This is a genomic window from Edaphobacter sp. FHG110511_03 (genome assembly GCF_059115365.1).
On the sequence record NZ_JBZYWL010000001.1, the window covers coordinates 1,480,333 to 1,494,362 of the forward strand.

The 14,030-nt window shown below is 59.8% G+C and carries 9 protein-coding genes; 4 read left to right on the plus strand and 5 right to left on the minus strand.

All coding sequences use genetic code 11. The annotated features are described in order from the left end of the window. Positions 1-161: 161 nt before the first annotated feature. Entirely contained in the window at positions 162-3,023 is a 2,862-nt protein-coding gene (locus tag AC5S26_RS05935; RefSeq protein ID WP_494183927.1) for a PIG-L family deacetylase, read from the plus strand. 87 nt (positions 3,024-3,110) lie between these two features. Here the strand turns inward: AC5S26_RS05935 and AC5S26_RS05940 are convergent, their stop codons facing one another. Continuing rightward, positions 3,111-4,523 (minus strand): diguanylate cyclase domain-containing protein, encoded by a 1,413-nt coding sequence (locus tag AC5S26_RS05940; RefSeq protein WP_494183928.1) that lies wholly within the window; start codon positions 4,521-4,523, stop codon positions 3,111-3,113. Positions 4,524-4,813: 290 nt separating this feature from the next. Between AC5S26_RS05940 and AC5S26_RS05945 the strand changes: the two genes are divergently transcribed. Together AC5S26_RS05945 and AC5S26_RS05950 are read left to right on the plus strand one after the other, a co-directional pair. Continuing rightward, on the plus strand, positions 4,814-5,941 hold the full coding sequence (locus AC5S26_RS05945) for an SIS domain-containing protein (RefSeq protein ID WP_494183929.1): 1,128 nt from the start codon (positions 4,814-4,816) through the stop codon (positions 5,939-5,941). Positions 5,942-6,112: 171 nt separating this feature from the next. Next, entirely contained in the window at positions 6,113-6,460 is a 348-nt protein-coding gene (locus tag AC5S26_RS05950) for a GIY-YIG nuclease family protein (protein ID WP_494183930.1), read from the plus strand. A gap of 400 nt (positions 6,461-6,860) precedes the next feature. On the opposite strand, the gene AC5S26_RS05955 is transcribed toward AC5S26_RS05950, so the two are convergent. From AC5S26_RS05955 to AC5S26_RS05970, 4 genes are all read right to left on the minus strand, one after another. Continuing rightward, positions 6,861-7,601: an MIP/aquaporin family protein gene (locus tag AC5S26_RS05955; RefSeq protein WP_494183931.1), complete on the minus strand. Its 741-nt coding sequence runs from the start codon at positions 7,599-7,601 to the stop codon at positions 6,861-6,863. Continuing rightward, the gene (locus AC5S26_RS05960; protein WP_494183932.1) at positions 7,598-9,157 is read right to left on the minus strand and encodes a glycerol-3-phosphate dehydrogenase/oxidase; all 1,560 of its coding nucleotides are present in this window, start codon (positions 9,155-9,157) and stop codon (positions 7,598-7,600) included. The genes AC5S26_RS05955 and AC5S26_RS05960 overlap by 4 nt, the downstream gene beginning before the upstream one ends. After that, positions 9,154-10,659: a glycerol kinase GlpK gene (glpK, locus tag AC5S26_RS05965; RefSeq protein ID WP_494183933.1), complete on the minus strand. Its 1,506-nt coding sequence runs from the start codon at positions 10,657-10,659 to the stop codon at positions 9,154-9,156. The genes AC5S26_RS05960 and glpK overlap by 4 nt, the downstream gene beginning before the upstream one ends. A gap of 115 nt (positions 10,660-10,774) precedes the next feature. Beyond that, entirely contained in the window at positions 10,775-12,613 is a 1,839-nt protein-coding gene (locus tag AC5S26_RS05970; protein ID WP_494183934.1) for a M2 family metallopeptidase, read from the minus strand. A 152-nt stretch (positions 12,614-12,765) separates the two neighbouring features. Between AC5S26_RS05970 and AC5S26_RS05975 the strand changes: the two genes are divergently transcribed. Further along, a complete protein-coding gene (locus AC5S26_RS05975) occupies positions 12,766-14,028 on the plus strand; it encodes a glycoside hydrolase family 28 protein (protein WP_494183935.1) in 1,263 nt (420 codons plus the stop codon). Positions 14,029-14,030 lie beyond the last annotated feature (2 nt).

The window sequence follows — 14,030 nt, forward strand, 5'->3', positions numbered from 1 at the left end:
GTCTGTCGAGACATCATATCCTAAATTTGTTAATAATCTTTACAAAGTTATAGGGCGTCTGGTATCCATTACCAAACAAAGAATGAGACTCTCATAAAGCACCCTAACCAAACAGAAGATCATCTGTAGCAAAGAGTCGCATCTCCAGGAGCCTTTCGTTCATGAGACCTGATGTCCGCCGCGGGACCATCGCCACGATCCTTACCTTGTCCTTCGCTTTGCAGGGGGAAGCCGTCGTGGCTCAGCAGTCCGGGCCTGCTCCCTATCAGTCCGCATATGCGCGCCCCCTCTCTGTAGATCGCGGATCGACAGGCCTCTCGCAGACGCTGCAGAAGCTCCATACCCGGGCCTCGCTCGCCATGGTCACCGCACATCCTGACGACGAAGATGGCGGCACGCTCACGTATGAAAGCCGCGGCCAGGGCGTCGATACCACCCTGCTCACGCTCAATCGCGGTGAAGGTGGACAGAACGTCATGACCTCTGACTTCTGGGATCAGCTCGGAACTCTCCGCACCCAGGAGCTTCTCGCCGCCGGCGACTACTACGGCATTCATCAATACTGGACTCGCGTAGCCGACTTCGGCTTCTCCAAAACCATCGAGGAAGCCCTCAAGACCTGGGGCGAAGAGCGCGTCCTCTACGACGTCGTTCGCGCCATCCGCATCCAGCGTCCGCTCGTCGTCACCAGCGTCTTCGCGGGCAACGTCTCCGATGGCCACGGACACCATCAGGTCGCCGGCTACATGGCGCAGCGAGTCTACGCGATGGCGGGCGATCCCAAAGTCTTCCCCGACCAGATCAGGGCAGGCCTGCTTCCCTGGTCGCCGCTCAAGGTCTACGGCCGCGTCCCCTTCGCCCGCGTCTCTGAAAAGGGAATCTACGACTACGCCACGGGCCATTACGCGCCTGCCCGCTTCCGTAACTACGTCGACAGCACCTGGATCGAGGGCGTTCCTTCAACGACGGTCGAGATCCCCAGCGGCAACTACAATCCCATGCTCGGAACCTCGTATATGCAACTCTCTCGCGAGGGGCTCAACGAGCAGAAGACCCAGAACGGCGGCATTGCCGTGCCGCTCCCGCGCGCCTTCTCCACTCCTTATCATCTCTACGCCTCGCGCGTGACCGCCGCTTCGAAGGAGAAAACCTTCTTCGACGGCATCGACACCACCCTCGCCGGTATCGCCTCTTATGCCCCTGAGAGCGAGCAGGCCGCGTGGCGCGAAAAGCTGAATGCCCTCAACGCTACGGTTGAATCGGCTCTCAGCGGTTTCAATGCTGCCACGCCCGCAACCATCGCACCTATCCTCGCGAAAGGCCTTTCCGAAACCAACGCGCTCCTTGAGGAGATCTCCAGCAGCAAGCTGCCCGCCGACGCGTGCTACAACATGACGCACGAGCTGACGATCAAGCAGCAGCAGTTCAATCTCGCTCTGCAGCAGTCCCTTGGCCTGGCCTTGCTCGCCAACACCATAGAGGGCCCCGCCGGAACAGGCCGCACAGGGCCCTTCGGTGATTTTTCTACGCAGCTGCCCACTTCGCAGACCGTTGTTCCCGGAGACAAGGTCGCCGTCGCAGTCCACATCGCCAACCAGGGTGCGGACCCCGTCTCCCTTTCCGCGGTCAACGTCGTCTCCGAGGCCGGAGCCGGCTTTACCATCGCTCCGAAAGCTTCTGCCGTCGGCCAGCTCGCCCCCGGCGGAACCCGCGACCAATCCTTCGATGTCACCGTTCCCCGCACCGCCGAGCTCACCCGGCCTTATTTCAGTCGACCGTCCCTGAAACAGTCTTACTACGACATCAACGACCCCCGTTACCTCAACCTCCCAACGCGCCCCTATCCCCTGCTTGCTACAGCCACAGTTACATATCACGATGTCGCAATTAGGCTGGCGGGTGTCGTCCAAACCGTGCACCGCATCAACGGGGAAGGACCTGTTCTCGAGCCCCTGCTCATCGCCCCGGCCATCTCGCTCACGGTCACTCCCTATGCCGGAGTGGTCCCCCTCAACAACTCCGCTATCGAGCTTCACGTCGAGCTACACAGCAGCGTCAAGGGACCTGCCAAGGGAACTCTCCGGCTCGACCTTCCTCCCGGCTGGAAGTCCACTCCTGAAGTCGCTGACTTTGCCACCATGCGCGAAGGAGAAGACCAGAACCTCACCTTCCACGTCCAGCCCCAGCAGGTGCAGACAAAGCCCTACACCATAACCGCGGTCGCCGAATTCAATGGTGAGAAGTTCACCCAGGGCTTTCAGACTGTCGGCTATCCCGGCCTGCGGCCCTATCCGCACTATCGTCCAGCCACATACCGCACCACCGGCGTCGACGTAAAGACCGCGCCGAATCTCAACATCGGCTACGTGATGGGAACCGGCGACGACGTCGCCACCTCGCTGGAGGATATCGGCATCCATCCCTCCATGCTCTCCGCGGGGGAGATCGCCTCCGCAGACCTGTCTCACTACGACGCCATTATTCTCGGCATCCGTGCCTATGCGGCGCGTCCCGAACTCAAGACCTTCAACAACCGTCTGCTCGAATACGTGCACAACGGCGGAACCGTCGTCGTCCAGTACCAGACTCCCGAGTACGACCACAGCTACGGCCCCTATCCGCTCACCCTCTCCGGTGATCCCGAAAAGGTTGTCGAAGAGGACAACAAGGTATCCATCCTCGTCCCCAACGATCCCGTCCTCAACTGGCCCAATAAAATCACCTCCGCCGACTTCGACCACTGGGTCGAGGAGCGCGGCCACGGCTTCATGCGCAGCTGGGATTCACACTACATCGCCCTCACCGAAATGCACGATACCGATCAGGACCCACAAAAGGGCGGCCTTCTCTATGCCCGCTACGGCAAGGGAGCTTACGTCTACTTGTCGTATGCCTTCTTCCGGCAGATGCCCGACGGAGTTCCCGGCTCCTTCCGCATCATGGCCAATCTCCTCAGCATGGCTAAAAATCCTCAACTCGCCCTCGGCAAAGAAGCGTCTCCCGCGACCGCCGGAACCCACTAAGCTTCTCCACGGCGGTGCAGGGGGTGGCCCGCACCGCTATTTTTTTTAGCTCCAGGTCTCCGAAACACTTCACGAGGGATCGCGCTGTCAGTATCGATCCTGCTTCAGTTCAATCCCTGCCTCGCCGGCCCTGATCATGCTTTCGCTCTCGCCAAAAACATTCAGGCCGTTGCGGCCTGCCGCCTTCACCACGTACATGGCGGCATCGGCATTCTTGAAAAGTTCCTTTTCTTCCTCGGCATGGTTAGGAAGCGTGCAGACGCCGACGCTGACCGTGATTTGGATCTCGCGATCCTCAATCGTGATCGGCTCTGCAAGACGCTGAACCATCTGCAGGCCACAACGTCTCACGTCTTCCATACTCTTGAAGTCCGGCATCACAATCACGAACTCGTCGCCGCCCATGCGCGCAATCGTATCGGTCTCACGGATCAGGGAAACCAGTCTTTCTCCAACTGCGGTGAGCAGTGCATCCCCGGCAGCGTGGCCTAGAGAATCGTTGACCCGCTTGAAATAATCGACATCAAGCACAAACAGCGCGACCTGGTGTCGATAGCGTCGCGCCCGCAGCACCGCCTGGTGCAGACGGTCCGCCAGCAACGTCCTGTTCGCAAGGCCCGTCAGCTGATCGTAGTGGGCCAGGTGCTGCACATGGTCCGCCATACGTTTGCTCTCTGTAACGTCGCGGCTGGTAATGGCTACCCCATCTCCAAGCTTGACCACCTGGATGCTGAGCCATGTGTCCTTGATCCTCTCATCGTCGATAAAAACCTCGCAGGCCAGGGGCACGCCGGTGCGGACAACCTCTCGGTACTTCTCGATCAGCCCGGAGGAGATCATGTAAGGACGAACTTCCGTGAGGACCTTCCCCAGAAGGCTCTCGCGCTTGACATTCAGCCGGCGCTCCGCATTCGGGTTGATATAGGCGAACCGGAAATCGACAATCTGGCCAGAGGCGTCAGGAATGCCATCGAAGATGTAGAAATCGTCGAGGCTGCTCTCCACCGACGCAAGAAATTTTGCATGCTCTTTTTGCGCAGTTCCGGAATCTTCCTTCATGCTGCGCAAATAGGGAAAGATCATCGCGATGCTCGCCGCGGCTCCAAGGGAGCTCAGCAGATCGATCCAATGAGAACTCCCCACGAGCCAGCCGACGGGCAGAATGCTGCCGGCAAGCCGCTTGATCGTGAAAAAGAGAACAAAGGCAAAAAGTACATGGCAGGTAAGAAGGGAAGGAACATTCTCGCTGCATGACCTTGAAATCCGCCGCATCCCGATCAGACAGAAGATGCAGACCAGCCAGGCTCCCAGGCCACCGGTGAGTTGAAGCAGGACCTCGCTCGTGCGCCTCGTCCAAGGCAAATCATGACGAAGAATCTGGACCGGTTGGCCAAAAGGATAGAGCAGCACCAGCAGCGTCGTTATCGTAAACAGAAAAACGAACAGTGCCAGTTGCCTTCTCGAAGAAGCTGGCCAAGCCTTTTTCGCGAGATCGCTCATCCATTACCCCGTCGTTGCAGAGCCGAGATGCTGATCGTGTCGAGGACATCGGATCCATACCGTATTGCGGGGCCTTCCTGCATAACCACGCTCCTTGTCAAAGGAGCTGTATCACCTTGCCTTCAGAGGTATTTTGAAGGTTTGAGCATAGTACATCGATCCGGGCACGTCCATACATGTTCTGGGGGAGGCGTGAGATGATCATAGCTTCAGAAAATCGCGGCCTTGCCTGGACCGCGAAAGGTTTCGAATCGCGGTAGAGTTAACGGTATAGAGGTATAGACAACCCCATGGATGCCAACACCCGCCACTTTCCCCACGCCATGCTACGCGAGATCTTTGAGCAGCCCCACGCCATCGCGGAAACCCTCTCCGCCTACTCCGACGATTCCGGCCTGCGCGAAGATGTCTTTCTTGCCGCCCGGCAGGCTCTGGTCGGTCGCGACAGCATCCTGATCGCCGCCTCAGGCTCCAGCCGTCATGCCGGTCTCGCTGGCGAGATTCTCTTCGAAGACCTCGCTGGAATCGCCGTCGATGTCGAATATGCCAGCGAGTACATCTACCGTTCCACCCAGACCCTGCGCAACCCCTGTTTCGTTGTCATCTCGCAATCCGGAGAGACTGCCGACACCTCCGAGGCACTTCGCGAGGCCATCGCCCGCGGCTGCTCCACCATTGCCATCACCAACAAGCCCGAATCGTCCATGGCAAAGCTTGCCGGCTGCTCCCTCCCCACGCTCGCCGGCATCGAGCGCGCGGTTCCCGCCACCAAGAGCTTCACCACCCAGCTTGCGGTAGTCTCCCTGCTCGCGCTCTACACCGCCCGCGTCCACGGCAGCATGACCCGTGCGGTAGTCGAATCCCATCTAGAACGTCTCTTCTCCGTTCCCGATGCCATGCAGGCCGCTCTTCCCCGGTGGGAAAAGCAGCTCTCCCAGATCGCCGCCACCCTCAACGACGCGGAAACCTTCCTCTTTCTTGGCCGTGGCATTCACTATCCCATCGCCCGCGAAGGCGCTCTAAAACTCAAGGAATCGGCTTACATCCAGGCTGAGGGCTATCCCACCGGCGAGCTCAAGCACGGCCCGAACGCTCTGGTGAATCGCAACAACCCCCTCGTCGTTCTTGCCACCTGCGACCCTCATGCGCCGGACTCCGTCCTCCGCTACGAGAAGACCGTCAACCTCGTCCGCGACATGCGCAAGCAGAAAGCCCAGATCCTCTCCATCGTCACCGAAGGCGATACCCGCATCGCCGAGCTGAGCGACCACACCATCGTGGTCCCTCCCACAGCCGAATACATCTCTCCGCTCTTTGAGGTGGTCCCGCTACAGCTCCTCGCCTACTTCATGGCCACGGCCCGCAACATCGACGTAGACAACCCCCGCAACCTGGTCAAAGCGGTAGTCCAGGAGTAACCCACTCTTTCTTTCACACCCTCTGTCCGCAGTCAGAGGACATAGGCGCTCCCAATCCAACCCAATCACCCCGCCCAAAACGTCATCTCGACCGAAGCGAAGCGGAGTGGAGAGATCCCTGTATTTCGCTTTTCCCAGGCCACAGCTCCGAGGCGATGTCATACTCCACCCATGCAGGAAATCTCCTACATCTACATCCTCTCCAATGGCTTCAAGCACCTCTATATCGGTGTCACAGCCAACCTCGATCTCCGCATTCGCCAGCATCGCAACGAAGTCGATCCCGACAGCTTCACGGCGCGCTACAACATCAAGGACCTCGTCTACTTCGAGCGCTTCAGCGACATCGAATCAGCCATTGCGCGGGAAAAACAGTTGAAGCGATGGTCCCGTATCAAAAAGATGCGGCTCATCGTCGCTGAAAACCCCACATGGCGTGACCTGAGCGAAGACTGGGCCGGACCAATAGAGCCATTCCGCGAAGAAGACCTAAAACCGCCAAAATCCTTCTCCAAATAAACATCCACGCCCACCATCATCGCGACACCGTCATCTCGACACCCCATCTCCAAACGCCATCTCGACGCCCCCTCACAAACGTCATCTCGACCGAAGCGAAGCGAAGTGGAGAGATCCCTGTATTTTGCCTTTTACCCCCAGGCCTCAAGAAGGCCACCCATGCCCCACAGATCCAATCCGGAATCGAACGGACCCAGAAAAGGCCTGTCAAGCCCCAATCCCATGGAAGCCCTTTACCCACAATGCCTTACAGTTGCCGATCAGTTTCCCCCCTCCCTATAATGGAAATAGCCTCTGAATGAACAGGATCGAGGCGACGGAAGCCGGTGCACACACAAAGTCCGGACCTAAGTCACCTAAATAGAAGACTTTGCACAAAAAAGTACGGGGGGAGGGGGTATCAGGCAACGTTGAATCCGCGGATGACCGCTACCGCGAGCAGGGCTCCTAGAATGGGGCCGAGGACCGGGATCCAGGCATAACCCCAGCCGGAGCCGCCCTTGCCCGCAATCGGCAGCAGCGCATGCGCGAGCCGTGGTCCCAGGTCGCGGGCAGGGTTGATCGCATAGCCGGTGGTTCCGCCCAGCGAAAGCCCGATTCCCCAGACCAGCGAGCCTACCAGCAGTGGTCCCAGCCCCGGAGCAACACCCGCCGGAGCGATGCGCTTGGAGAAGAGAGCTGTGGCCACCAGCACGAGTACAAAAGTCCCGATGATCTCGCTCACCAGGTTCCATCCTGGCGAGTAGACGGCCGGAGCCGTTGCGAAGCAGGCAAACTTGGCATCGGGGTCCTCGGTCAATTGCCAGTGAGGCTTGTAGTGGAGCCAGACCACGGCGGCTCCGCACAGCGCGCCCAGAATCTGTGCCGGAATATAGGTCAGCAGGCGCTCCGGGTGACCAGTCATCATCACCGACGCCACGGTGAAGGCAGGATTCAGATGCCCGTCCGTATCACCCAGCGCCGCACTTACAGCAACCCCGGCGAAGACCCCGATGGCCCATCCGGCCGTGATGGAGATCCAGCCCGCGTTCTGCGCCTTCGACCGGTTCAACAGCGCTCCGGCTACGACGCCGTTGCCGAGCACGATAAGGACAAACGTCCCGAAAAATTCACCGATCACCGCAGACCAATCGACCATCATTCACCCTCGTACACATAACCACGCGCGACCGAAGCGAACGACTCCAGGTCGCGGATCTTCCACTCCTCGCCGCGCCCAAGCTCCCGCGCCAGCACCTCGGCAACACGAGGAGCTGCCTCCACTGCAGCCCGTGCATTGAGGAACAGCGCGCGAGTCCGCCTCGCCAGAACATCCTCGACGGTCCTCGCCATCTCCTGACGAGCAGCCCAGACCACCTCGCGCATCCTGTACGGAAGCTGAGGATGGATGAGCTCGTTCAGCGCCGCATCCTCCAGTGACAGCCGCTCGATCCGAGGAAGATCTGACCCATAAACTCGCTCAGACTCAACGTCCGGAATATCGCGACTCCATCCGTGCAGCCGCAGCGATCGCGTCCGCGAGGGTTCCTTGCGCAGACCTCCGACGTCAGCTGCCCGGTTGATGACGTCCTCGCCCATTTTTCGGTAGGTTGTCCATTTGCCACCGGTCACGGTCACAAGGCCAGAGGGACGAACCAGGATGGTGTGATCGCGTGACAGCTTCGAGGTTGCCCCGCCGCCTTTGCGAACCAGCGGACGCAGACCGGACCACACGCTGAGAATCTCGTCGGGTTGCGGTTTCCGGCCCAGATACTTGCCGATGTGCTCGAGCAGGAAGCCACGCTCCGAAGCCATCGCCCGAGGCTCGACGCTGGCCCGCTCGACAGCCTCGTCGGTTGTCCCCACGACCGTCGCTCCATGCCACGGGATCGCAAACAGCACTCGGCCATCCGAGGTCTTGGGAATCATCATCGCGTTCGACGTGGGCAGAAAGGAAGGCGGCAGAACGAAGTGGCTTCCCTGGCTCACCGAGAGCAGGGACTCCCGATCACCATCCATGGCCAGCACCTGCTCGGTAAAGACGCCGGTCGCGTTGATCACCACCTTGGCTCGCAGGTCAAAACTGGTATCGCTTTCAAGATCGCGGGCGTGCACTCCGACGGCCTTACCGTTGTGCTCGATCAGACCCGTCGCCTCGACGTAGTTGATGGCGGTTCCATTCAGCTCCTCGAAGGTTCGCATCAGCGAGATAGCATATCGAGCATCGTCGAACTGCCCGTCGTGATAGAGCACGCCTCCGCGCAGGCCTTCGGAGCGAATACCGGGAAGCATGGCGAGGGTCTCCTTCTGCGAAAGCATCTGCGAGGGACCAAAGGACAGCTTCCCTGAAAGCCACTCGTACACTTTCAGCCCGAAGCCATAGTAAGGTAGGCCGAAGAGGTCGAAGATAGGGACCACAAAGGAGAGATCATGCACCAGGTGGGGAGCGTTCTCGAGCATCAGGCCGCGCTCACGCAGTGCATCCATCACCAGCGTGATGTTCATCTGCTCTAGGTATCTTACGCCGCCGTGCACCAGCTTGGTGCTTCGGCTCGAGGTCCCCTTGGCGAAGTCCGCGCGCTCGATCAGCGTGGTCCTATAGCCCCGCGAAGCCGCTTCTACTGCCGCACCCAGACCCGTAGCTCCGCCGCCGATGATGAGCACATCCCACTCGACCTGCTCGCCCAGTCTGCGCAAAATCTCAGCGCGATTGCTCAACCTTGCTGTTCCTCCTCACGCGTCCACTCGCCAGCGCGCTGAAGCGCGCGGCGCCAGGTGGAACGGACCTTCTTTCGGTCGCCAGCTTCCATCGCCGGCTTGAAGACGCGATCGATCTCCCACTGGCCTGCGATCGTGTCCTTGTCTGGCCAGTATCCCACGGCGAGACCGGCGAGATAGGCTGCGCCGAGCACCGTGGCCTCCGCGTTCTTTGGCCGCACGACCTCAATGCCGAGGACGTCGGACTGGATCTGCATCAACATGTTGTTGGCCGCCGCGCCGCCGTCGACGCGGAGCTGTGCCAGGGGCAGGTTGGAGTCGGCCTGCATAGCCTCAAGCACGTCTGTCGCCTGCAGTGCGATGCCCTCAAGAGCCGCGCGGGCGATGTGGGCTCGCGAGGTTCCGCGGGTGAGTCCGACGAGCGCGCCGCGGGCGTAGGGGTCCCAGTGGGGAGCACCCAGCCCCGCAAAAGCCGGAACAAGAACGACTCCGTTTGAAGAAAGTACTGAGGCCGCAAGCTGTTCGATCTCGGCAGAGGTGCGAATCATCTGCAACTCGTCGCGCAGCCACTGCACGACGGCTCCGGCCATCAGCATGCTGCCCTCAAGGGCGTACTCGACCGTATCGCCGATCTTCCAGGCGACGGTGGTAAGCAGACGGTTCTTCGAGGCCATGGGCGTGGTGCCGGTGTTCATGAGCATGAAAGCACCCGTTCCATAGGTGCACTTGGCCATGCCGGGCGAGGTGCACATCTGCCCGAAGAGCGCGGCTTGCTGATCCCCTGCTATTCCGGCGATCGGTACGTCGTGGATGAGGCCCTTCGCGGTTCCACAGACACCGCTCGAGGCGACAACCTCCGGGAGCATGGATGCGGGGATGTCGAGCAGCTTCAGCAGCTCGTCGTCCCACTGCATGGTGTGGATGTTGAAGAGCATGGTGCGGGAGGCGTTGGTCACATCGGTGACATGGCGAGCGCCGCCTGTGAGCTTCCATATCAGCCAACTGTCCACGGTGCCGAAGGCGAGCTTGCCTGCCTCGGCTTTGGCGCGTGCCCCTTCGACGTTGGTGAGGATCCAGTTGATCTTGGAGCCGGAGAAGTAAGCGTCGGGGATGAGCCCGGTCTTCTGCTGGATAAGATCACCGGCCTTCGCACGCAGACCGTCGCAGTACTCGGCGGTGCGCCGGTCCTGCCAGACGATGGCGTTGAAGACAGGCTCTCCCGTCTCGCGATCCCATACGACGGTGGTCTCACGTTGATTGGTGATGCCGATGGCCGCAATATTGCGGTCCGTGAGGTTGGCCTTGGCGAGGGCTTCGGTGACAACGCCACTCTGCGAAGACCAGATCTCGGTGGGGGAGTGTTCGACCCAACTGGGTTTTGGAAAGATCTGACGAAATGGATGCTGCGCGATGGAGATGACGGAGCCGGATTCGTCTACGACCATGGCGCGAGAACTGGTAGTGCCCTGGTCGAGGGCGAGAATGTATTGCCTTGTGGCCAAACAAACCTCCTTCTTCACAACAGAAGCAGGTCTGCTATGAAGCCACGAGCCAATGTATAAGATTTACCGCTAACTTTGGGCAAAAAACAAAGCTGCCGAAATCGCCTTGATACGGCTAGGGAGCGGGAGTCCAACCCGTCTTCACCTTGTTGGCGGTATTCTGCTCTTTCAGCCACTTGTACAGTGGATCGAAATATTCGAGCATCGGGCCGGCGTCCAGGTGATCCTCGCCGGTCATCGCCTTCAGCGTCTCCTGCCAGGGCTTCGATTGTCCTGCTTCGAGCATCGTGTTCAGCTTTGCTCCAGCCTCTTTGCTGCCGTAGAAGCTGCAACGGTTCAGCGGACCCTTGTATCCCGAGGCATCGCACATCGCCTTGTAGAACTGAAACTGGTAGATGCGTGCGAGGAAGTAGCGAGCGTAGGGGACGTTTCCCGGGATGTGATACTTCGCGCCGGGATCGAAGTTTGCTTCATCACGCACGGTCGGCGGTGCGATGCCCTGGTACTTCTCTCGCAGCGTCCACCATGCCTTGTTGTAATCGGCGGGCTTGGTCTCGCCGCTGAAGACCTGCCAGCGCCACTTGTCGATCAGTAGGCCGAAGGGAAGGAAGGCAATCTTGTCGAGCGCCGTGCGAAGCTGCAGCGGGATGTCGGCCTCGACCGGAGGCACCTCGTCGATCAGCTTGAGCTTCTTCAGATAATCCGGTGTGATCGAAAGGGCGATGGAGTCGCCGATCGCCTCGTGGAAGCCATCGTTCGCGCCACCGCGGAAGATGAAAGGCTGCTTGCGATAGGCGCGCTGATAGAAATTGTGGCCTTCCTCGTGGTGAACGGTGGTGAAGTCGTCGGCGTTGACCTTGATGCACATCTTGATGCGAAGGTCCTGATCGTTGTCGACGTCCCACGCGCTGGCGTGGCAGACGACATCGCGATCGCGCGGCTTGATGAACTGAGAGCGTTCCCAGAAGGTGGCAGGCAGAGGCTCAAAGCCGAGCGAGGTGAAGAAGCCTTCTCCGTAGCGCGCCATCTTCTTGCCGGCCTCAAGGGGAGTGACTTCGCCGATCTGCTGGTTCAGTGCGGCCTCGAGGTTGTACATCTTGTAGTTGCCCGTCGGTGTCGGCGCGACGACGTCGTAGATGTTGCCCCACTCCTGCGCCCACATGTTGCCCAGCAGATATGCGGGGATCATGCCGTCAGGGCGCTCGGCAGCTGTGCCGTACTTGTCGATCAGCTTGAAGCGCACGTAGGCGTGCAACTCTTTGTAGAGTGGCTCCAGCTGCGTCCACACGCGTTCGAGCTCGGCGGAGAATTGGGCAGGCGTCATGTCGTAATTGGAACGCCAGAGGTCGCCGGTATCTTTGAAGCCGAACTCCTTTGCGCCCTGGTTAGAGAGCTCCACCAGCCGCGCATACCTTTCCCGCATGGGTGGCGAGATGCGGTGCCAGCCCTCCCAAAGGTCCTGCAGTTCCTTAGGGTCGCGCGACTTCGCCATCAGCACATCGATCTGGTCGATACCGAGACAGTCCTCGCCGCTCTTGCCTGGCGGGCAGTACTTGCCCTTGCCGTACATGCCATCGAGTGCGGTGCTCACCTGTGTCAGCTCGGCCACCAGTTTCGGGTCAGTCGGTGAACCGTTCAGGCGCAGCAGCATGAACTTCCGTGCCATCTCGGGCGGCATCTTCAGGCCGTTGAACCGGCGCGCCGCGATCACGATCTCATTGGTCTTCGTCAGCAGACGCTCATTAGCCTTGGCGGCGAGAGCCTCGGTGTCGTCGGTGATGTAGGTCGCCTGCACCCAGCCGGCCCGGGCGGCCTCGTTGGCCAGCGCCAGCAGATCGGCGTCGGCACGATCGAGAAAGGCCTTCGCTTCGGCAACCGTGGGCGGGGCAGACGAGGTCTGCGCAAGAGCAAACGGGCTCAGCAGGAGAGCGAGCAGAACACAGGATGTCTTCATGGCGGGAGTTTACAGAAAAGGACTCACCACACCGGTTATGAAGGCAAAAAGGGTGCAGAAAAGGGATAAAGTGCGTGGTCGGACCAATTTCGTGTAAGATTTCGCTGAGCCAACAGCAACAGAAATTCACGAAGCAGCAGGGAAGAGGAGTCATGAACACTCGCATCTCTCTATCGCTCGCAGCCCTTCTTGTCATTGCGGCACTCCCCGCAAGCGCGAAGGTCTGCGATGCAAAGGCCTACGGAGCCAAGGCCGACGGCACGACAAAGAACACCAAGGCGATCCAGGCAGCGATCGACGACTGCTCGAAGGCGGGTGGCGGAACGGTCAAACTTACCGGCGGGACCTTCCTGTCTGGCCCTATCGAACTTAAAAGCAATGTGACGCTCGACCTCGACAAGGGAACGACACTGTTTGGCTCGCCCGATCACGCCGATTACCCGGCGAAGACCGAGTTTCGCGCCGAGGGAACCCAATCGCTAGTCAGCGCCACGAATGCAGAGAACATCGCGATTACGGGAGCAGGCACTATCGACGGCAACGGTGAGAGCTGGTGGGCGGAGGCTCGCGCCACGCACAACGCGGGAGTGGTGGGAGCGGTAAAGTTCCGCCCCCGGTTGGTGGTCTTCGATCACTGCAAGCACGTGCGGATGGAAGGCGTGACGGTGCAGAACTCGCCGAGCTGGCAGATTGTGCCGTACTACACGGACGATATGACCATCCGGAACCTTCGGATTCTTGCGCCGCAGCACTCGCCCAACACGGATGCGATCGATCCGTTCAGCTCGTCGAACATGGTGATCGACCACGTGTACGCCGATGTGGGGGATGACAATATCGCGATCAAGAGCGGCATCATCAACTCGCCCGGACCGGATGCGCCGAGCAAGAACATCACGATTACGGACTGCGAGTTCATGCATGGACACGGACTCTCGATCGGATCGGAGATTGCGGGTGGAGCGAACAATATTCACGCGGAACGAATTCACTTCAAGGGAACCGATCAAGGGATTCGCATCAAGGCCAATCGCGACCGCGGCAACCAGGTGTTCAACATCTCTTTCAAGGACATCACGATGGAGGATGTGAGGACCTCGATCCTGATCAGCGAGTACTACCCGAAGGTACTTCCTGAGGGTGATGTAGCTGCGGCTCCCGTGACACGTTTGACTCCGTTCTTTCACGACATCACGATTGAGAATGTGAAATCGGTCAAAAGTGGAACTGCCGGGGTGATCGTGGGGCTGCCGGAGTCGCCGGTGAAAGATGTTGTCTTGAAGAATGTCAACATTGCGGCTGAAAAAGGCATGACCATCGCTTATGCCGAGGTGACGGGTTCCGATGTCCATGTCGTTGCCGCGACCGGAGCGGCGATGACCGTCGCGCCCAGCGCGAAGGTGGCTATCAAATAGCG

Coding starts and splice junctions, on each gene's coding strand:
- AC5S26_RS05935 (WP_494183927.1), top strand. CDS start 162: ATGAGACCTGATGTCCGCCGCGGGACCATCGCCACGATCCTTACCTTG.
- AC5S26_RS05940 (WP_494183928.1), bottom strand. CDS start 4,523: ATGAGCGATCTCGCGAAAAAGGCTTGGCCAGCTTCTTCGAGAAGGCAA.
- AC5S26_RS05945 (WP_494183929.1), top strand. CDS start 4,814: ATGGATGCCAACACCCGCCACTTTCCCCACGCCATGCTACGCGAGATC.
- AC5S26_RS05950 (WP_494183930.1), top strand. CDS start 6,113: ATGCAGGAAATCTCCTACATCTACATCCTCTCCAATGGCTTCAAGCAC.
- AC5S26_RS05955 (WP_494183931.1), bottom strand. CDS start 7,601: ATGATGGTCGATTGGTCTGCGGTGATCGGTGAATTTTTCGGGACGTTT.
- AC5S26_RS05970 (WP_494183934.1), bottom strand. CDS start 12,613: ATGAAGACATCCTGTGTTCTGCTCGCTCTCCTGCTGAGCCCGTTTGCT.
- AC5S26_RS05975 (WP_494183935.1), top strand. CDS start 12,766: ATGAACACTCGCATCTCTCTATCGCTCGCAGCCCTTCTTGTCATTGCG.